Below are 19,955 nucleotides of genomic sequence, written 5' to 3' on the forward strand. Positions count from 1 at the left end.
TCCCATCATACGGCCGGTCGGCGGCGGGTGACTACGGACCGGCCCGACGATCGGTCAGGCCGGGGTCCCGGCCTCCCGCCTCCGGCGCCGGGGGCCCGGGGCGAGGGCGGTCTCGTAGAGGGCGAGATACCGATCGACGTTCCGGTCCATGCAAACGTATTCCTCCGCCGCCGATCGGGTCGAGGCGGCGAGGCGCCCGGCGAGCGTCCGGTCGGTGAGCACCTCGACGATGCCGTCGGCCAACGGTTCGGGATCAACCGGGGTGAGCAGGCCGGCGCCGGTGTCTCCCAGGATGTGCTGGTAGTCGCCGTAGTTGGTCGCCACGATCGGCCTCCCGGAGGCGAGGTAGACGGCCATCTTCGTCTGCACCGAGTCGTTCTCCCGGCATGCGAGCCGGGGGTGGACGAGCACGTCGGCGCGTCGGGCCAGTGCGGTGACCTGGTCGGGCGTCCTGCCGGACAGCACGACCAGCCGGTCGCCGTGCCGGCCCAGCCGGGCCCGGTACTGCTCGCCGACCTCGCCCGGGCCGCCGACGAGCACGCATCGGGCCTCGGGCACGGCGTCGAAGATCCGGGGGAGGGCGTCGACCAGGATCGGCACCCCCTGGTTCGGGTCCCGGATGTTGCCGACGTACATGACGACCTTTTCGTCGGGCCCGACCCCCTCGATCTCGGCCGCCGGTCCGGGGGCGTAGTCGGCGAGGTTGACGCCGGGGTGGATCACGGCGACCCGGTCGGCCGGCACCCCCTTCTCCTCGACCACGATCCGCTTCACCCCCCGGCCGAGCACGACCACGCCGCTGGCGTACCGGCAGACCTGTCGCTCCAGCGTCCGGTAGGTCCGGAAGACCAGCCCCCGCCCGAGCCGGTCTCGCTCGACCTCCTCGCCCAGCAGCGAGTGGATCGAGTAGATCATCGGCCAGCCGTGGAGCTTGCAGGCCGCCAGGGCCCGGCAGGCGCCGCCGTAGTGCTCGGCGTGGACGAGGTCGAACGGGAACCGCTTGCGGATCTCCGCCATCCCGCCGATCCAACGGGAGGGGGGCAGGGTGAAGGTCGGGGCCCCCTCGAATTCTCCCTCGAAGGGGGCGTCCCAGGGCCGTCGGGCCTTCAGATAGGCGTGGGCGACCTCGATCCCCCGGCGCCTCAGGGCCCGGAAGATCTGGATCGCCAGCATCGCCGTGCCGTCGGTCTGGCCGACGATCGGGAACGAGGTGACCATCAGGATGCGCATCTCGGGGACCTCCGTGCCCGGGTGTCTCGTCTTCCGTGACGCGCCGCCGGCCGATCCGGCCCGAGGGCGCGGCCGTCATCATAGGGCCAGGCCGCTCGGCCGGGGAACCCCAAACCGGGATGCCGCTCCGACTGGCCTTGCCAGCCCCCGCCGATCGGGCTAGCATCCCCCTCGACGCCGGGCGGATCGGACCCGACCGCCCCGAGGATGGACATCGACGGATCGACGCCGGCCCCACCCCGAATTGGCCGGCGGCACTTGCCACGAGGGCAGGACATCATGAAGGTGCTCGTGACCGGCAGCAGCGGCCTGATCGGCTCCGAGGCGGTCCGCTACTTCGACGCCAAAGCCGACGTCGTCTACGGCATCGACAACAACATGCGGGCCGACTTCTTCGGGCCCGACGGCGACACCTCCTGGACGCTCGGGAGCCTGCGGGACTCCTGCGAGAACTTCGAGCACCGCGACCTCGACATCCGGGACCGGGCCGCCATGCTCCGGGTCATCGCCGACACGACGCCCGACCTGATCATCCACTGCGCCGCCCAGCCGTCGCACGACCTGGCCAAGTCCCGTCCCTTCGACGACTTCGACGTCAACGCCGTCGGCACGCTCAACCTGCTGGAGGCGACCCGGCTGCACGCCCCCGAGGCCGTGTTCATCCTCATGAGCACGAACAAGGTCTACGGCGACGCCCCCAACGAGCTCCCCCTGGCCGAACTGCCCACCCGGTTCGACTACGCCCGCCCCGAGGATTACGAGGGGATCGGCGAGTCGCTCCGGATCGACCGGAGCACCCACAGCCTCTTCGGCTGCAGCAAGCTCGCCGGGGACGTGATGGCCCAGGAGTACGGCAAATATTTCGGCCTGAAGACGGGCATCTTCCGGGGGGGCTGCCTGACCGGCCCCTTCCACAGCGCCGTGCCCCTGCACGGGTTCCTCGCCTACATGGCCCGGGTCGCCCTGACCGGCGGCACCTACAACGTGATCGGCTACAAGGGGAAGCAGGTCCGGGACCAGATCCACAGCGAGGACGTCGTCCGGGCCTTCGAAGCCTTCTATCGGGATCCCCGGCCCGGCGAGGTCTACAACCTCGGGGGCGGCCGGGGCAACGCCGCGAGCCTGCTGGAGTTGCTCGACCGCTTCGGACAGCTCGCCGGCCGGCCGATCCCGCACACCTATCAGGAAATCAACCGGGTCGGCGACCACATCTGCTACATGACCGACCTTCGCAAGTTCCGCTCCCACTACCCCGACTGGGAACTGTCCTTCAGCCTGGACGACATCGTCGACGATGTCTTCCAGACCCTCCGGAAGCTCCGCCCCGCTGCGGCGATGGCCGGCTGATCGTCGTCTCCCGGCCCCTCCCACCCCCCTTCGACGAGGCCGCCCCGTTGCGGGGGCGGCCTCGTCTTGCGCGGTCGGATCCCGTCGCCCCCTCCCGGGGATGTCCGGCATGGGATCTGCATCCCACTCCGGCCCCCGGGATCACGCCCGCCCCCTCCGAACCCGCCGGCCTCGCCGACCGAGCCGAGGCCGTCCTCCCGCACCGGGGCCCCCGGGACTCCCGAGACGAGCACCACACCCAGGGGCACGACGATGGCCAAGCAAGGATCCGACGACCGCACGACCCACCGCTTCGCCGACGCGGAGGTGGTCGCCGGCACCGGCGGCGAGACCCACCAGGTCGCCGGCGGCGACCGGCCGGTGCTGACCACCCAGCAGGGCGTCCCCGTCGCCGACGACCAGAACTCGCTGAAGGTCGGCGCCCGGGGGCCGACCCTCCTGGAGGACTTCCACCTCCGGGAGAAGATCTTCCACTTCGACCACGAGCGCATCCCCGAGCGGGTCGTCCACGCCCGGGGCTATGGGGCCCACGGCTACTTCGAGACCTACGAGCCGCTCACCGACCTGACGAAGGCCGACCTCTTCCGGCGCAAGGGGGAAAAGACCCCGGCCTTCGTCCGCTTCTCGACCGTCGCCGGCAACAAGGGCTCGGCCGACGTGGCCCGGGACGTCCGGGGCTTCGCCGTGAAGCTCTACACGAAGGAGGGGAACTGGGACCTCGTCGGAAATAACATTCCCGTCTTCTTCATCCAGGACGCGATCAAGTTCCCCGACCTGATCCACGCCGCCAAGCCCGAGCCCGACCGCGGTTTCCCCCAGGCCCAGACCGCCCACGACAACTTCTGGGACTTCATCTCGCTCTCCCCCGAGAGCATGCACATGGTCATGTGGATCATGTCCGACCGGACGATCCCCCGGTCCTTCCGCTTCATGGAAGGGTTCGGCGTCCACACCTTCCGCCTGGTCAACGCCGAGGGGAAGTCGACCTACGTCAAGTTCCACTGGAAGCCGAAGCAGGGGCTCCAGTCGGTCGTCTGGAACGAGGCGGTCAAGCTCAACGGCGCCGACCCCGACTTCCATCGCCGCGACCTCTGGGACGCCATCGGCGCCGGCGACTACCCCGAATGGGAGTTGGGGATCCAGACCTTCGACGACGCCTTCGCTGACAAATTCGACTTCGACATCCTCGACGCCACCAAGATCATCCCCGAGGAGGTGATCCCGGTCCGCAAGGTCGGCCGCCTGGTCCTGGACCGCGTGGTGGACAACTTCTTCGCCGAGACCGAGCAGGTCGCCTTCTGCACGCAGAACGTCGTGCCGGGGATCGACTTCACCAACGACCCGTTGCTCCAGGGCCGGAACTTCTCGTATCTCGACACCCAGCTCAAGCGGCTCGGCAGCCCGAACTTCACCCACATCCCGATCAACGCGCCGAAGTGCCCCTTCCACCACTTCCAGCAGGACGGGCACATGGCCATGCACAACCCCAAGGGGAGGGTCAACTACGAGCCGAACTCGTGGTCGGACGCCCCGGGCCCCCGGGAGTCTCCCGACCAGGGCTACCGGAGCCTCCCGGTCCCCGAGCAGGGGCAGAAGCTCCGGGTCCGCTCCGAGACGTTCGCCGACCACTACAGCCAGGCCCGGCAGTTCTACATCAGCCAGACCGAGGTCGAGCAGGCCCACATCGCCGACGCGCTGACGTTCGAGCTGAGCAAGGCCGAGACCCCGGCGATCCGGGCCCGGATGGTTTCGCACCTCCTGAACATCGACAACGACCTCGCCACCAAGGTCGCCCAGGGCCTCGGCCTCCGCGAGATGCCCGACCCGGCCACCGCCGCCCGGCCGACCCGGCAGGACCTCAATCCGTCCCCGGCGCTGAGCATCCTGCTCAACGGCCCCAAGAGCTTCGCCGGGAGGAAGGTCGGGGCGCTCGTCACCGACGGGGTCGACGCCGCGCTCCTCTCGGGCCTGGCCGCCTCGCTGGAGAAGGAGGGGGCGATGCTCAAGCTCGTCGCCCCGCACGTCGGCGGCGTCACCGACAGCGAAGGCACCCTGCACCCGGCCGACGAGAAGGTCGACGGCGGCCCCTCGGTCCTCTTCGACGCCGTCGCCCTGCTCCCCTCCGCGGACGGCGCCGCCCTGCTCGCCAAGCACCCGGCGGCCCGGGACTTCGTCGCCGACGCCTACGCCCACCGCAAGTTCATCGCGTTCGTCGACGCCGCCGCCCCGCTGCTGGCGAAGGCCGGCGTCCCCGAGGCCCGGGACGAGGGCTTCGTCCCCCTGACCTCCGTCAAGGACTGCGACGGCTTCGTCTCCCGATGCCGCTCGCTCCGCTACTGGGACCGGGGGGACGCCCTGATGGGCTGACCGCCGTCCTCGCCTGACCACATTTCCGAAGTTCCGCCCAGGGGGCGGCGAACCGTCCGAGGTCCGCCGCCCTCGTCGATTCGGGCAGACAGGGTGATCTGAAGAGTTGTCGATGAGGTGCAATTGGTCCGATTTTTCCGATTCGACTGCAAGTCCGCCGCGATGACGGCCGATTAGGGAGAAGAGGTAGATCGAGCGGCCTGCTCGATTCTGAGTTGACATCCCTGGGAATCGGTCAATGAAGCTGCCCAACGCCGAGGACGCGATCGTCGATCCCGAGAAACTCCGGAGCTATTGCCTCAACCCCGAGCACATCCGGGGCAAGCACAAGGCCCGCGTGTTCGCCTCGGCACTCGGCCTGACGGTGGAGGATGCTGAGGAGCTTCGCCAGATCCTGCGCTCCGCGGCATCTGACCACGACGCCCAACCAGGCGCATGCGACGAGTACGGGCGACGGTATACTATCGACTCGGTGGTCGAGCGTCTCGGCAAACGAGCGATCGTCCGGAGCGCCTGGATCGTCCTGACCGACGAGGACGTCCCGCGCTTGACCACGTGTTTCGTACTCCCGCAGGATGGGGGACGGGGATGAACCATCCGATCCAACTTCTCGATGTGGTCGCCCTGACCGAGGACCGCCCCGAAGACAAGCTGGAGAGGGGCCAGGTCGGGACGGTTGTCGAACAACTCGCCCCTGGTGTCTTCGAGGTCGAATTCAGCGATAATGGGGGGCTGACTTACGCGATGCTCGCCTTGCGGGCGGATCAATTGCTGGTCCTGAGGTATCGCCCGGCGACCGCCTCCTGACGCCGAGTCCCACTCACCGATCGCCCCCGACGCTGGTCACGACCCCAATGCTCAACGACACGCCCGACCCCTCCCAGTCCCCCGAGTCCCTCGGCCCGATGCCGATCGAACTCTCGGCCCGCGTGAAGAACCTGCCGCCCTACCTCTTCGGCAAGATCAACGCCCTGAAGGCCGAGAAGCGGCGGGCCGGCGACGACGTGATCGACCTGGGGATGGGCAACCCGACCGACCCCCCCGAGCAGTGGGTCATCGACAAGCTCTGCGAGGCGGCCCAGGACGCCCGGAACCACCGATACAGCGTCGCCCAGGGGATCGATAACCTCCGCCGCGAGGTCGCCAGGCGCTACCAGGCCCGCTTCGGCGTGACGCTCGACCCCGACCACGAGGTTGTCACCACGATCGGCTCCAAGGAGGGGTTCAGCCACATGTGCCTGGCCCTGCTCGGGCCGGGGGACACGGCCCTGGTCCCCGCGCCGACGTTCCCGATCCACGCCCATGCCGTGGCGCTGGCCAACGCGAACGTGATCGCCCTCGACATCACCGAGCCCGAGCGGTTCCTCCGCAACGTGGCCGAGATGTGCACCCACCTCTACCCCCGCCCCAAGGTGCTGGTGCTGAACTTCCCGCACAATCCGACGGCCACCGTGGTCGAGCCCGCCTTCTTCGAGGAGGTCGTGGCGCTGGCCCGCCGCTTCCGGTTCGCCGTGATCCACGACTTCGCCTACGGCGACATCGGCTTCGACGGGTATGACCCGCCCAGCTTCCTCGCCGCGAAGGGGGCCTCGGACGTCGGCTGCGAGTTCACGACGATGTCCAAGGGCTACAACATGGCCGGCTGGCGCGTCGGCTTCGCCGCCGGGAACCGGGCGATGATCGCCGCCCTGAAGTCGATCAAGGGCTATTACGATTACGGCCTGTTCCAGGCCGTGCAGATCGCCGCCATCGTCGCGCTCCGGCACGGAGAGGAGGCGCGAAAGGCCCAGGTCGCCGAGTACCGCAAGCGCCGGGACGTCATGATCGACTCCCTCCGCCGCGTCGGCTGGGCCGTGCCGAGGCCGAAGGCCGGGATGTTCGTCTGGGCGCCGATCCCCGAGCCCTGGCGGTCCCGGATGGGCTCGATCGACCTGGCCATGAAGCTGATCGAGGAGGCCGACGTGGCCGTCAGCCCCGGCCGGGGCTTCGGCGAGGCCGGCGAGGGGTTCCTGAGGCTGGCCCTCGTCGAGAACGACCAGCGGCTCCGCCAGGCCGTCCGCCAGATCGGCCGATGCCTGAAGCCCGAGGCGGTCGACGCCTGAGGCCCGCCCCCGCAGCATCAACGCCCCGACCACCCGGACTCCGCGTCAAGGAGGATGACCATGGGATCGCCGTTCAAGCCCGAGGGTTACAACACCGTCTCGCCCTACCTGATCGTCGACGGTGCGGCCGGGACGATCGAGTTCCTCATCCGGGCCTTCGACGCCGTCGAACTCAGGAGATTCCCGGACCCGTCCGGGGGGATCAGGCACGCCGAGGTCCGGGTCGGCGACACCGTGATCATGATCGCCGACGGGGCCGACGGCTGGCCGCCGGTCCCCTCCCACGTGCACCTCTATTGCCCCGACGTCGACGACTCCTATCGCCGGGCGATCGACGCTGGCGCGATCTCCGTCCAGGAGCCCGTCAGGAAAGGCGACGAGGACCGCCGGGGAGGGGTGACCGACGCCGGCGGCACGACCTGGTGGATCGCGACCAGGGAAGGATGAGCCGGCACCCCTCCCGGCTCGACCACTGGCCGGTCGGGAGGGTTCATTCGGCCCTCCTGCGTTCGGTGAGCAGGCGCTCGGCCATCTTCGAGACGAGCCGTTCCCGGCCCGGCGGCAGCTCGAACGGCTCGGCGGGCCGATCGGCCCGCTCGATCAGGCGATCCGGGATCGGGGAGGGGAGGCCTTTGGGGCCGTCGACCGTCCTCCGGGTCGGCGGGGGATCGGCCGAGCCGACCCGGGCGAGGCGGTCGATCTCCCCGGGATCCAGCTCGTCGAGGCCCGGCCGGACGGCGATCCGGCCGAGCGGCAGGAGCGGGTAGAAGTCCGTCCACGGGCCATCCCCGGCGGGGACGACGCCCCGGACGAGCATCCGGTAGTGGCCCCTGGGGAGGTCTTCGGCGGAGAGCGCCCAGGAGCCGTCGGGGGCGACGGTCCCCTCGTCGAGCCGGAGGAACGGGCCTCCGGCTACCGCCTGGGTCAGCAATCGGACCGTCCCGCCGGGGGCGGCGGTGCCGGTATAGGAGGGGGAGCCGACGGCCGTCCGGGTCAGGTCGCCCGAGGTGCGGTCGGCGGGGGAGGCGACCAGCCTGCCGGTGATCGCCGACAGGTTCACGAAGACCCCCCCCTCGGCCAGGGTCGGGACCACGTTCTTGTGATACCAGTTCTGCACACCCGAGGGCCCGGTGTGCGTCATGCCGGGGCCGGTCAGGTCGCTGTAACTGGCCCGCCCGACGACCGGGGCCTGGCCCCAGAGGTTGTGACTCCAGGGCAGGCCGTCCAGCTCGGCCGGGGTGTGCTGGTAGTACACCTCCGCCTCGTCGACGAACTCCGGGACCGTCACGATCGGATCCCCGGCCATCCACTGGAAGGCCGAGGTCGCCATCCGGGCGATCCAGCCGTCGAAGTCGTCGGTGAAGCTCGCCTGGCCGGGGGCGCCGTTGCTGGCGGCGTGCGGGTCGAGCATCGTCGCCCGGGTGAATCCGGCGGCGAGCTGGGGGGTGGTCACCCGCTCCAGGGTCAGCAGGGCGGCGCTGTTGACGACCGTCCCCTGGCTGTGGCCGATCAGGTGCAGGTCGACCGGCTCGTCCCAGGGGAACAGCGTCGAGGTGTGCAGGACGGCGTTGGCCAGACGGGCCCCCTGCTTCGGGGCGGCCCCGGGGGTGTTGCTCTCCCCGGCCCAGGTGAAGGTGATCACCGCGTCGTAGCCGAGGTCCCGGAGCGAGTCGCCCAGGACCCCCGCCCAGTCCGGCGGGTAGGACGAGCCCTGGATCCCCCCGTGGGTGACCACGCCGATGACCCGCTTGCGAAACCCGGCGACGTCGTTCGAGGGGTCGGGGTCCCCCAGCGCCCCCGACGGATCCGCCACCGCCAGCACGAACGGCCGGGCCGGGGTCGGCTTCAGGCCCTCGGGGGCGACCACGGCCGCCGTACCCCGGACGACGGCCGAACCGTCCCCCTCAACGACGACCAGGGCCGAGCCGACCTTCCGGTCTTCCCCCTCACCGTCGAACGACCCGTCGGCCGACCGGTACAGGCCCAGCTCGACCTCCCGACGCTCCCCCTCGGCCAGCCCTCGGACCTCGTATGCGACCTCGACCGCCCGGGAGTCCCCCGTCGAGGCCGAGACGACCGCCAGGTCGATCACGTCCCCGGCCCGGAACTCCCGGCGCTCCAGCCGGTCCGGCCCGGACGGTCCCCGACCCCTCGTCCTCCGGGACCGGTCCGGCCCCGGGAGGGGCCTGCCAATTCGCTCGCCGATCCATCGGGCGAGGCCCATGCGCGACGTCCTCCGCGCGGTTTCTCCGACCCGACGAGGGGCCGACAGTCCCAGTTATCGGGGATCGAACGATCCCGACGCCTCCGGCCAGTCGATCGCCCTCGGGAATTCCCTCGCGGGCAGGACCATCGGCACGATCGGCAGGATTCGCCGGGGAATGGCCGGCATCCTAACCGATCAGGCGTCGGACGTGGCCCCCGGGTTCGATGCTCGGGGGCGTTCGAGGCGCAAGCCCGTTCAAGCGTCGAAGTTTGGTCGCGTGAAATGAACTCCAGTCGAGTCGTCCGGGGAGGGCTAGGGTCGGCCACCCCGGTCGTCGGGCAGCAGGAGTCGCCGGAGCCGTCGAAGCTCGGGCCGGTCGGTCGGGTCGATCCCTCCTCCGTCCTTGTCGACGAACCGTTCGTAGGGGCTGATGTCGAAGTCGAGGTAGCAGATCGCCTCCCACGACCTGAGGAACGCGTCGAAGTCGGGGGCGAGGATGAAGCTCCAGTCGTCGTGCGAGAGGAAGATGACCGACCCGCCGTTGAGGTCGATGGCGATGTGGTCGCCGTTGCCCATGCCGCCGATCGGCAGGGGGGCCTGGCAGAAGGGGGCGTCGCCGTAGGTCCCTTCCTCGACGAGCTCTCGATGGAATTCGTAGTCCTCGGCGAGGGCCCTGACCCAGGCGAAGTACTCCAGGCCGCCCGGGATGGTCGTCGTCTCGAACGCCGACTCCGCCTCTCGGCGATCCTCCTCCCCCTCGGCCTCCCACCAGTAGCCGAAGTCGCAATGGCCGCTCGCCGACTCCAGGAATGTGCGGAGCTGCCGGGGTAACGCCTGGCCGATGCCCCGCTCCGCCTCGGCGATCTGGTCGGCCGTCGCTGGGGGGCCGATCTCGACCCTCGCCTTCATCCGGGGGTGGAGCCGCTCGAACCGGGCGATGAATTGCCCCGCCCGATCGGTCCATTCCTTGTAATTCATCATGCGTGATCGCGCTCCGGGTGCTGCCGTCGGTCGGGGGCTCACAGCTTCGATTCGCCGAAGAGCCGGGCCCGGAACCGGTCCCACTCCGTGGCCTCGGACTGGGGGTCGGGCTGGCGGGAGAGGATGTCGGCGATCCGCTGATCGATCAACTCGAAGTGGCCGGCGAGGACCCGGATGGCGGCGGTGGCCAGCTGCTCGGAGGCCCGGGGGTCGACGCGGCGGAGCACCTCGTGGGCGTCCCGCTCCAGGACGAGCAGGCGGAGGTCGGTGGCCGCCGTGACGGTCACGAGCTGGGCATTGCGCTGGAAGTAGGAGGTCTCCCCGAAGGCGGTCGGCGCGTCCAGATCCAGCAGGTATTCCGGCCGGCCTTTGGAGGAGGCCCGGGAGATGGCGACCGTGCCCTCGATGAGGAAGTGGATGCGGTCGTTGTGGTCCCCTTGCCTCAGGAGCACCCGGCCCGACTCCACGCGATCCTCCACCAGGACCTGGAGCAACGCCTCCCGGGACGAGGCGTCGAGGTCGGCGAGGAAGGGGGCGGCGAGGAACCGTTCGGCGGCGTCTTTGGAGACCATCCGGCCCAACTCCCTGATGAAGGCGGGATCGCGATCCCCCGACCCCGGGGCGGGCGAGGGGAGCAGCCCGGGCCGGCCGGGACCGGCCCCCGGGACTCATCCTACCCGGGGGGGGTCGCCGATGCGCGGCGGGTCGCGGCGATTTTACCGGAGGGGGCGGCGAGGCCCGGAGGGGGCGGTCCTGACGGAAGGGGCGGTCGTGCCCGGCGGGGGGCGGGAATGCAGCCCGGATCGGGCGATCGTCGGGGCCCGGGTCGCCGATGGTAACAACCGTCGCCGGGCGGTCGAGGGGAGCCGAGACCGCGCCGGTGCTAGGATGATGGTCGGGCGGAGGGAGTCGCCATGCATCGCCGACGATTGTTCGCCCTCGTGGCCTCGGGCCTGGTCCTGGCCGCCTCGGGCTGCGCCGGCCCGGCTCGGAGGGCGGGCATGGTCGGAGCGTCGGCGGGAGGCCGGGGCATGCCCGGGCTGATCCGACCGGCCGACCCCATCGCCCGGCTCTCCCCGGCCCCGGTGACGGTCGGCCCGTCCCCCTCGTTGGCGATGCGGGACCCCGGCTCCTACACGATCGCCGCCCGTCCGGCCGGGCGGCCGGGCCCCGACATCCGGCCGAGTGCCGTGGGGCTGACGGTCGGGGGCGGCCAGCTCGCCGATCGGGGCGTCCCGACAGCCGAGCCACCCCGATCCCCGTTCGCCCCCAGGGCCGTGGTCGCCGATCGGCCCGGATCGGGCCCCGGGCGGATCACGGATCCGGACCCGATCGCGGGACCGGCCGCCGGCACTCCGCCCGCCCTCGCCGGGGGTGTAGGGGGTTCCGTGCCCCGGGTCGATTCAGGGGCGGATCCCGAACCGATCGCCGGCCTGGGACCGGCGCCTCCCGGCCCGGGAGAGTCCCTGGCCGACGGGCCGCCCTCGGCCCCCTCACGAGGGCCCGCCTCGGCTCCCGAGTCCGATCTCCCGATCGGCCCCCCGCCGATGCTGGCCGCCGGCATCGACCTGGAGACCTACGCGGCCCCCCCGGTCGCGACCGACCCCGACGCGAGGCTCGCCTCCGGCCGTCGGCCGATCGCCGTGCTGCGGGACGTCCTGACGGGGAACCGGCAGGACCCGGCCCCCGAGGAGGCGGAGCCAGAGCCCGAGGTCACCATCGAGGTCCCTCCCGACCCGGCCTCCTCCCCCGCCGTCGAGGACGACCCCACCGGGGTCCCGGCCCTCGACCCGCCACCCGGGCCGGAGGAGCCGGCTCGGGACGACGTCCTCCCCGCCGTCGCCCGGCCGGATCGGGCGATCGCCGAGGGACCCGCGTCTTACGCCGACCCCCACCTCGCCGTCGACCTCCCGTCCCCGTTCGAGCGGGACCGCCCCGGTCCCCGTCTCCTCTCCCGGGTCCGGCAGCTCGGCAAGCGGCTGATCCCCGGTCGGGACGATCCGGATGACCGCCGGGCCGGAGTGATCGGGCGGGGGCACTGGTCGTTGCCCCGCCTCGGGCTGCTCCCGAGACCCGAGGAGGCCCCGGACGCCGGGGCCCGGGGCGCACTCGGGCGGGCCTTGGCGGAGGGCGGACGGCCGGGGGCCGACGGCGGCTGATCGTTCGGCCCGGGGTCCGGTCGCCCGATCCCGGGCGAGGCGATGCCCGCTGACGTCCCCCCAAGCCCGCCCGGCTCGGGCCCGAGCCGGGGCCCGGGACCTGCCGGTCGTCGCCGGGGATGGTCAGGCGGCGTGTTCCCGACGAGAGGGCAGCAGGCCGCGATCCCGGTAGAACCCGGCGACGGCCTCCACGACCCGGCGGGCCGCCTGCGTGGGGAGCTCGGGATACATCGGCAGGGCGATGGTCTCCCCGGCGGCCCGCTCCGAGGCGGGGAAGTCGCCGGCCTTGTGCCCGAGCGGGGCGAAGCACTCCTGCAGGTGGAGCGGGATCGGATAGTAGATCTCGCTGCCGATCTGGGATTCCGACAGCCGGGCCCGGAGCGGATCCCGGAGCTCGGCGTCGACCCGGATGACGAACTGGTTGTAGACGTGCACCCGGCCCGGCAACTCGGTCGGCAGGGTGACCAGCCCGAGCAGCCCGGCCGCCTCGAACAGGTCGCGGTACGACTCGGCCAGGGCGCGACGGCCGGCGGTCCAGGCGTCGAGGTGCCGGAGCTTGATCCGGAGGACGGCGGCCTGCAGCGCGTCGAGCCGGGAGTTGAGCCCGACCTCGGCGTGGTAGTACTTCGGCTCCATCCCGTGCACCCGGAGCCGCTTCATCCGGGAGGCCAGCTCGGCGTCCTCGGTGGTGATCAGGCCGCCGTCGCCGAACCCGCCGAGGTTCTTCGACGGGTAGAAGCTGAACGCCGAGGCGTGACCGAGCACCCCGGCCCGCTTCCCCTCGTAGCCGGCGCCGATCGCCTGGGCGGCGTCCTCCAGCACCTTCAGCCCCCGGTCGGCGGCGATCGCGTTGATCGGGTCCATGTCGGCCGCCTGGCCGTAGAGGTGGACCGGGATGATCGCCCGTGTGCGGGGTGAGATCGCGTCGGCCAGCCGGGAGGGGTCGAGGTTGTAGCTCCCCGGGTCGATGTCGACGAACACCGGCCTGGCCCCCAGTCGCCAGATGACCCCGGCGGTGGCGAAGAAGGTGAACGGGGAGGTGATCACCTCGTCGCCCGGGCCGATCCCCCAGGCCATCAGCGGCAGCAGCAGCGCGTCGGTCCCCGAGGCGCAGCCGACGGCGTGCGAGGCGCCGCAGTAGGCCGCCACCTCCTCCTCCAGGCCCGCGACGTTCGCCCCGAGGACGAACTGCTGGCTCTCCATCAGCTCCAGGATCATCGGCTCGACCTCGTCCCGGATGGCCCGATACTGGGCCTTCAGGTCGAGGGCGGGAACGCTCGGGGTCTCGGCGGGACGAGTCATCGTCAATCCACTCCTTGGGCGCCCCGGGCGACCGCGCCCGGACTCCCCCTCCCTGGGGACGGCTCGGCCGGGCAGGCTATCGCGACGGCCCGGGGGCGTCAAGGCAACTCGACGGCCGCCGTCGCGGAGCGGGGGGGACACCGGCCTCGGGGGCCCGGGCCTCCCCGACTCGGGCCGGTTGTCGGCCCCGCCCGGTATCCTTACGATGGCGACTCCCGAAGGCGTCCCGCCCGTCCTCCCGGGAACCCCGACCGGCTCCCCGATCCGATCCGATGGGGAGGGGGTGGAGGGAGGTCTGGCGGGGCTGAGTCGCCGGGGACCGTCCCCCGACGGGGTCCCGGGGCGGACTCGCCGATCGGCGCCGGGCGATCCCCGGGACGAACGGACCGGCCGAGCAGGGCGATCCCCTCGACCGATCGCCCCGGACGGAGTCCGTACCGGGCCCGGGGACCGTCCGCCTCGCCCCCGATCGAACGAAAGACCGAGAACTCCCGATGCCCCCCGAACCGCCTTCCCCCGGCCCATCGTTCCCGCTGATCAGCCGATTCCTGAACCACCTGGCGGGCCGGTGGGCCACCCCCGGCTCCGGCCGGGTCGCCGTGTGCAGCCCGCTGGTCGGCCTGGTCTCGGGCCTGGGGGCGGTGGCCTTTCTCGTGCTGCTGGAGTGGATGCTCCGGGACGTGCTCGGCGACGTGATGGGCCTACGCCCCCCCCCAACCGGCGAGGGGGAGCCGAGCCCGGTCTCCTATCCGGGCGCCTGGTGGCTGGTCCTGCTGATCCCGGCCGTCGGCGGCCTGATCTCCGGGCTCCTCGTCTTCACCTGGGCCCCCGAGGCGGAGGGGCACGGCACCGACGCCCTGATCCGCGCCTTCCACCGGGGAGGGGGCCAGATCCGGGCCCGGGTCCCCCTGATCAAGGGGGTGGCCTCGATCGTCACCATCGGCACCGGCGGGTCGGCCGGCTCGGAGGGGCCGATCGCCCAGATCGGCGCCGGCTTCGGCTCGTTCCTGGCGAGGGCCCTCCGCCTGACCCCCGACGAGCGCCGCCTGCTGATGCTCGCCGGGGCCGCCGGCGGCATCGGGGCGATCTTCCGCGCCCCGCTGGGCGGGGCGCTGTTCGTCTGCGAGGTCCTGTACATGACCGCGGCGATGGAGTCGGCGGCGCTGCTGCCGTGCCTGTCCAGCGCGATCGTCGCCTACTCCACCTTCGCCCTGTTCATCACCCCGAGGCCGATCTTCATCGTCCCCCCCCTCGAATTCCACGGCCTGCTGGAGCTTCCCATCTTCGCCATGCTGGCCGTGGCCTGCGCGGGGCTCGGCTGGCTGTACGTCCGGGTCTTCTACGGCCTCAGGGACAAGGTCTTCCGCCCGATGCCGCTGCCCCGGCAGCTCAAGCCGGCCGTGGGGGGCCTGATGCTCGGGGCGATGGCCGTGGCCTTCCCCCAGCTCATGACCGGCGGCTACGGCTGGGTGCAGTGGGGGGCGATCGGCATGCCGCCGTCGCTGGCCTTGCCGGGGGCGTCGGTCTTCTCGCCGGAGATGGGCGTCTCCCTGCTGCTCTCGCTCGCCTTGTTGAAGACGATCGCCACGGGCCTGACGATCAGCTCGGGCGGCAGCGGCGGCGTGTTCGGCCCCTCGATCTTCATCGGCGGCATGCTCGGGGGCGCGATCGGCCAGTTGCTCAACGCGGCCCTGCCGGGCCAGGATCTCAACCACGCCGCCTTCGCCCTGGTGGGCATGGGGGGGTTCTTCGCCGGGGTCTCGAAGTCGCCGCTGGCCTCGATCGTCATGGTCTGCGAGATGAGCGGGTCGTACAGCCTGCTCGTCCCCCTGATGCTCGTCTGCGGCCTGAACGTGGGGCTCTCCCGGCGCTGGACGATCTACGAGGAGCAGGTGGCCAGCCCGGTCGACAGCCCGGCCCACCAGGGGGACTTCGTGGTCGACGTGCTGGAGCGGATCCGGGTCGGCCAGGTCCGGGTCCGGACCAAGGGCCTGGAGGTCGTCCCCGAGGCCACCCCCTTCCCCCAGGTCGTCCGACGGGTCGCCGGGTCGACCGAGACGCTCTTCCCGGTCGTGGACGACTCCGGCCGGCTCACCGGGATCTTCGGCCTCAGGGATATCCGCCTGGCCCTGCTCGGCACCGACGGCCTCGGCGAGCTGGTGATCGCCGACGACCTCGCCCACCGTCCCCCGCTGACCGTGACGATCGAGGACGACCTGCACACGGCACTGAAGCGGATGACGGAGCTGAACGTCGACGAGCTCCCGGTGGTCGCCGCCGAGGGCTCGACCCAACTCATCGGCCTGCTCAGCCGCAGGGACCTGGTGAAGGCCTACACTTCCCAGATCGAGGCCCTCCGCTCCCCCGATCCGGCCGCCTCCTGACCCCCCGGCGAGGCCACCCCTTGCGTCCCCCCCCCGATTCGGCCAGAGTCGACGAGGGGCGGGGCACCGGACCGCCCCGAGCACCCCTCCCGCCCTCGAGCGAGCCATCCCGATGAGCCGAACCAGCCCCGATTCGCCGTCCCGTCGAGGATTCCTCCGGTCGATCGGCCGGGCCGCGGCGGCCGGGGTCGCCGTGCCGATGGTGGTCCCCGCCTCCGCCCTCGGCCGGGGAGGCTTCACGGCGCCGAGCGAGCGGATCACCCTGGCGATGATCGGCACCGGCAACCAGGGGTTCAACGACCTCCGCAGCTTCCTCCGGGACGATCGCGTCCAGGTCGTCGCCGTCTGCGACGTGAACCGGGAGGGCCCCGGCTACTGGGACGGCAAGGTCGGCGGCCGGGAGCCGGCGAAGCGGCTCGTCGAGGAACACTACGGCCGTCGGGCCGGCTCCGGCTCCTACGCCGGCTGCGCGTCCGTGGTCGACTTCCGCGAGATCCTCGGCCGCGACGACATCGACGCCGTCGAGATCTGCACCCCCGACCACTGGCACGCCATCCCCGTCATCGAGGCGTGCAAGGCGGGCAAGGACATCTACTGCCAGAAGCCCCTCTCGCTGACCATCGCCGAGGGCCGGGCGATGAGCGACGCCGTGAAGGAGACCGGCGTCGTCTTCCAGACCGGCAGCCAGCAGCGCTCCGACCCGAACTTCCGGAGGGCCTGCGAGCTGGTCCGCAACGGCCGGATCGGCGAATTGAAGCGGGTGCTCGTCGGCCTGCCCGGCGGCCGGCCGAACCTGGCCGGCGAGGGCGGCGACGACAAGAAGACCGCCCCCGTCCCCGAGGGGTTCGAGTACGACTCCTGGCTCGGCCCCGCCCCCGAGGCCCCCTACGCGCCCGCCCGCTGCCACGTGAACTTCCGCTGGATCCTCGACTACTCCGGCGGCCAGATCACCGACTGGGGGGGGCACCACCCCGACTGCGCCCAATGGGGCATGGGCACCGAGCGGACCGGCCCGGTGGAGATCCGCAACGTCGCCGGCACCTTCGAGCCGCCCGACCCCCTCTGGGACACCGCCACCGCCTTCTCCCTCGACGCCGTCTACGGGAATGGGGTCGTGATGAACATCTCCAACGCCAACCGGATGGGCGTGACCTTCGAGGGGACCGAGGGGACCGTCCACGCCGACCGAGGCCGGATCGACGCCGACCCGAAGTCGTTGCTCGACTCCGAGATCGGCCCGGGCGAGATTCGCCTCTACGCCAGCGACGACCACTTCAGGAACTTCATCGACTGCGTCCACTCCCGGGGGCCGACCGCCGCGCCGGTGGAGGTCGCCCATCGGTCGATCACCGTCTGCCACCTGGGCAACATCGCCCTGCGGTTGGGCCGGGACCGCCTGCGGTGGGACCCGGACGCCGAGCGGATCCTCGGAGACGACGAGGCGGCGGCGATGCTCTCCCGACCGTACCGGGATCCCTGGAAATTGCCGGTCGTCTGAGCAAGGGTTCGGCGTATAATGATGGGCCCGATCGTGGCAGTCGAGGGCGGAGTCCATCAACGCATGATCCGCATGGAAGACCCCGGCAACCAGCCGTCGTCGATCCCCGGCTTCGAGATGATCCGCCCGATCGGCCGGGGGGGCATGGGCGAGGTCTTCCTCGCCCGCCAGATCTCCCTCGACCGGCCGGTGGCGATCAAGCTGCTGCACCCGGTCTACCAGGCCCTCTCCGACGAGCGGCTGGTCCGCTTCCGGCGGGAGGCGGAGCTGATGGCCCGGGTCAACCACCCGAACGTGCTGACGGTCTTCGACCTCGGCCAGGTCTCCGGCCGCCCCTACCTCGTGATGGGCTATGCCGAGGGGGGCGACCTCCGCCGCCTGATGCGGGCCGGCGTCCCCATGGCCGCCGACGCCGCCCGGGCCCTCATCGAGCCGGTCGGCCGGGCCCTGGCCTGCCTGCACCGCAACGGCATCCTGCACCGCGACCTGAAGCCCGAGAACGTCCTGCTAGACGACGACGGCCGCCCCCTGGTGGCCGACTTCGGCATCGCCGTGCTCCGGGGGGGGGCCGGTGCCCTCACCGGCACCGGCATCGGCCTGGGCACCCCCGGCTACATCGCCCCCGAGCAGCAGTATCGGCTCAAGATCGACGAGCGGGCCGACCAGTACTCGCTGGCCGCCCTCTCCTACGAGCTGCTCACCGGCCAGGTGCCGCTGGGGGTCCCCCGTCCCCCCTCGTCGACCAACGCCGCCCTGCCCGGGGCGATCGACTCAGTGCTCCTCCGGGCCCTGGCCGACGACCCCGAGGACCGGTTCGCCGACGTGCCGGCCTTCCTGCAGGCCCTCGACGCCGCCTTCTCCCGGCCGCCGGCTCCCCGAGGCCGGGGCCGAAAGCCCGCGATGATCGCCCTCGGCTCGACGATCGCGCTCGCGACGTTCGTCGCCGGCGTCCTGCTGGCCCGGTCGATTCGGGAGGCCCGTCCCGCCCCCTGGCGGCAGGTCCCGGCCCCTCCGACCGGGCCCGTCGCCCCTCCCTCGGTCGCCTCCGGGACGACCCCCACCGAACTCACCGCCCGGGGGTCGGGGCCCGGTCCCGAGTCCGAACCGGATCCGGGAGTCGGGGCCGGGCCGGGGCCGGCCGCCGGGGCCGATCCGGGGCCGGCCGCCGGGGCCGATCCGGGCCGGGCCATCGCCGACGCCGAGCCGGCCGACCGGCTCGTGCCGTTCCTGGAGGACCAGCTCGAGCGATTCGCCGTCGCCTCCCCCGCCCCCAGGCCCCCCGGGGGCGATTGCCCCCGGGAGGCCTGGCTCGACGCCATCGACACCCTGCTCGGCCACGGGCCGCTCGCCGGCCGCCTCAAGGCCCGGATCGACGAGATCGCCTTCCAGATCTGGGACGACAACGGCAGGCCCGAGGGGACCAGCGATGCCGACTGGCTGGAGGCGAGGCGGCGGCTCTTCGAGTCCGACGGCCTCGACCCCCTGATCCAGCAGCTCATCGGCGAGGAGGCCGTGGCCCTCTGGGAGCGCAAGGGCCAGCCGGAAGGGAAGGACGAGGAGAACTGGTTCCAGGCCCGCCATCGGCTCGTCGACGAGGGCCTGCTCCTCCCGGCCCGGGTCCGGGACAACCTGGAGAACACCTTCCTCCTCGTGCCCGCCGGGGAGTTGGACGTGCCCGACCAGCCGGGGGGCCCGGGCCCGACCCTGGTCGTCGATCGGCCGTTCTACCTGGCCGACCGCGAGGTCACCGTCGGCCTGTTCGCCCGGTTCGTGCAGCTGACCGGATACCGGACCACCGCCGAGGTCGAGGGCTCGGCCATCGGCTTCGACCCCGAGACCGGCGGGGAGGTGCGAGGCCCCCAGTATCGCTGGCGGAACCCCGGCTACCCCGGCGGCGTGGCCGAGGACCACCCCGTCGCCCAGGTCAGCTGGGACGACGCCATCGCCTTCTGCCGGGAGGCGACCAGCCGACTCGGCACGTCCTATCGCCTGCCGACGGAGCGGGAATGGCGGTACGCCCGCCACCTCGCCCGACGCCGGGCCCGGGAGGCCGGGGAGGCCCCGGGGGCGCTGGCCGACGAGGCCTGGTATCTCGACAATTCCGACCGGGCCGCCCACCCCGTCGGCTCGAAGCGGCCCGACGGCCTCGGCTTCTACGACCTGCTGGGCAACGCCGCCGAGTGGTGCGCCGATTCGTGCGAGGTCGTCGACCCGAGGCAGCCCGACGCCCCCCCCGGGCCGGGCCATCCCGTGCTCGGCGGATCCTGGATCAACACCGCCGACCAGCTCCGCCCCGGGGTCCGCCCCTGCTTCCCCCCCACCTTCTATTACCCTTCCATCGGCTTCCGGCTCTGCGTCGACCTGCCCGACGTCCGCTGA

At 71.9% G+C, this 19,955-nt stretch carries 15 protein-coding genes; 10 read left to right on the forward strand and 5 right to left on the reverse strand.

What is annotated here, in order from left to right; all coding sequences use genetic code 11:
• Positions 1-54: 54 nt before the first annotated feature.
• Positions 55-1,230: a glycosyltransferase family 4 protein gene (locus ElP_RS17790; RefSeq protein ID WP_145271519.1), complete on the reverse strand. Its 1,176-nt coding sequence runs from the start codon at positions 1,228-1,230 to the stop codon at positions 55-57.
• Positions 1,231-1,509: 279 nt separating this feature from the next.
• Between ElP_RS17790 and ElP_RS17795 the strand changes: the two genes are divergently transcribed.
• The 6 genes from ElP_RS17795 (at position 1,510) to ElP_RS17820 (ending at position 7,493) form a co-directional block, all read left to right on the forward strand.
• Positions 1,510-2,577, forward strand: coding sequence for an NAD-dependent epimerase/dehydratase family protein (locus ElP_RS17795; RefSeq protein WP_145271521.1), 1,068 nt, complete (start codon positions 1,510-1,512; stop codon positions 2,575-2,577).
• A gap of 252 nt (positions 2,578-2,829) precedes the next feature.
• Entirely contained in the window at positions 2,830-4,944 is a 2,115-nt protein-coding gene (gene katE / locus ElP_RS17800; protein ID WP_145271523.1) for a catalase, read from the forward strand.
• A gap of 238 nt (positions 4,945-5,182) precedes the next feature.
• The gene (locus ElP_RS17805; RefSeq protein ID WP_145271525.1) at positions 5,183-5,536 is read left to right on the forward strand and encodes a DUF6883 domain-containing protein; all 354 of its coding nucleotides are present in this window, start codon (positions 5,183-5,185) and stop codon (positions 5,534-5,536) included.
• Positions 5,533-5,751, forward strand: coding sequence for a DUF4926 domain-containing protein (locus ElP_RS17810; protein ID WP_145271527.1), 219 nt, complete (start codon positions 5,533-5,535; stop codon positions 5,749-5,751). Before ElP_RS17805 ends, ElP_RS17810 begins: the two co-directional genes overlap by 4 nt.
• A gap of 98 nt (positions 5,752-5,849) precedes the next feature.
• A complete protein-coding gene (locus ElP_RS17815; protein ID WP_231749167.1) occupies positions 5,850-7,046 on the forward strand; it encodes an aminotransferase class I/II-fold pyridoxal phosphate-dependent enzyme in 1,197 nt (398 codons plus the stop codon).
• Positions 7,047-7,106: 60 nt separating this feature from the next.
• Positions 7,107-7,493, forward strand: coding sequence for a VOC family protein (locus tag ElP_RS17820; RefSeq protein ID WP_145271531.1), 387 nt, complete (start codon positions 7,107-7,109; stop codon positions 7,491-7,493).
• Positions 7,494-7,536: 43 nt separating this feature from the next.
• Here the strand turns inward: ElP_RS17820 and ElP_RS17825 are convergent, their stop codons facing one another.
• The 3 genes from ElP_RS17825 to ElP_RS17835 form a co-directional block, all read right to left on the reverse strand.
• Entirely contained in the window at positions 7,537-9,270 is a 1,734-nt protein-coding gene (locus ElP_RS17825; protein WP_145271532.1) for a hypothetical protein, read from the reverse strand.
• 294 nt (positions 9,271-9,564) lie between these two features.
• Entirely contained in the window at positions 9,565-10,233 is a 669-nt protein-coding gene (locus tag ElP_RS17830; RefSeq protein WP_145271534.1) for an SMI1/KNR4 family protein, read from the reverse strand.
• 38 nt (positions 10,234-10,271) lie between these two features.
• The gene (locus ElP_RS17835) at positions 10,272-10,805 is read right to left on the reverse strand and encodes a cyclic nucleotide-binding domain-containing protein (RefSeq protein ID WP_145271537.1); all 534 of its coding nucleotides are present in this window, start codon (positions 10,803-10,805) and stop codon (positions 10,272-10,274) included.
• Positions 10,806-11,147: 342 nt separating this feature from the next.
• Between ElP_RS17835 and ElP_RS17840 the strand changes: the two genes are divergently transcribed.
• On the forward strand, positions 11,148-12,392 hold the full coding sequence (locus tag ElP_RS17840) for a hypothetical protein (protein WP_145271539.1): 1,245 nt from the start codon (positions 11,148-11,150) through the stop codon (positions 12,390-12,392).
• A gap of 123 nt (positions 12,393-12,515) precedes the next feature.
• On the opposite strand, the gene ElP_RS17845 is transcribed toward ElP_RS17840, so the two are convergent.
• The gene (locus ElP_RS17845) at positions 12,516-13,694 is read right to left on the reverse strand and encodes a DegT/DnrJ/EryC1/StrS family aminotransferase (RefSeq protein ID WP_145271541.1); all 1,179 of its coding nucleotides are present in this window, start codon (positions 13,692-13,694) and stop codon (positions 12,516-12,518) included.
• 494 nt (positions 13,695-14,188) lie between these two features.
• Here ElP_RS17845 and ElP_RS17850 point away from each other — a divergent pair, with 494 nt between their 5' ends.
• From ElP_RS17850 to ElP_RS17860, 3 genes are all read left to right on the forward strand, one after another.
• Positions 14,189-16,078 (forward strand): chloride channel protein, encoded by a 1,890-nt coding sequence (locus ElP_RS17850; RefSeq protein ID WP_145271543.1) that lies wholly within the window; start codon positions 14,189-14,191, stop codon positions 16,076-16,078.
• 112 nt (positions 16,079-16,190) lie between these two features.
• Positions 16,191-17,576: a Gfo/Idh/MocA family protein gene (locus tag ElP_RS17855; protein ID WP_145271545.1), complete on the forward strand. Its 1,386-nt coding sequence runs from the start codon at positions 16,191-16,193 to the stop codon at positions 17,574-17,576.
• Positions 17,577-17,639: 63 nt separating this feature from the next.
• Positions 17,640-19,955 carry a protein kinase domain-containing protein gene (locus tag ElP_RS17860; protein ID WP_197446149.1) on the forward strand — a complete coding sequence of 772 codons (2,316 nt, stop codon included), beginning with the start codon at positions 17,640-17,642 and terminating at the stop codon, positions 19,953-19,955.

Source organism: Tautonia plasticadhaerens (assembly GCF_007752535.1).
GTDB classification, from domain to species: domain Bacteria; phylum Planctomycetota; class Planctomycetia; order Isosphaerales; family Isosphaeraceae; genus Tautonia; species Tautonia plasticadhaerens.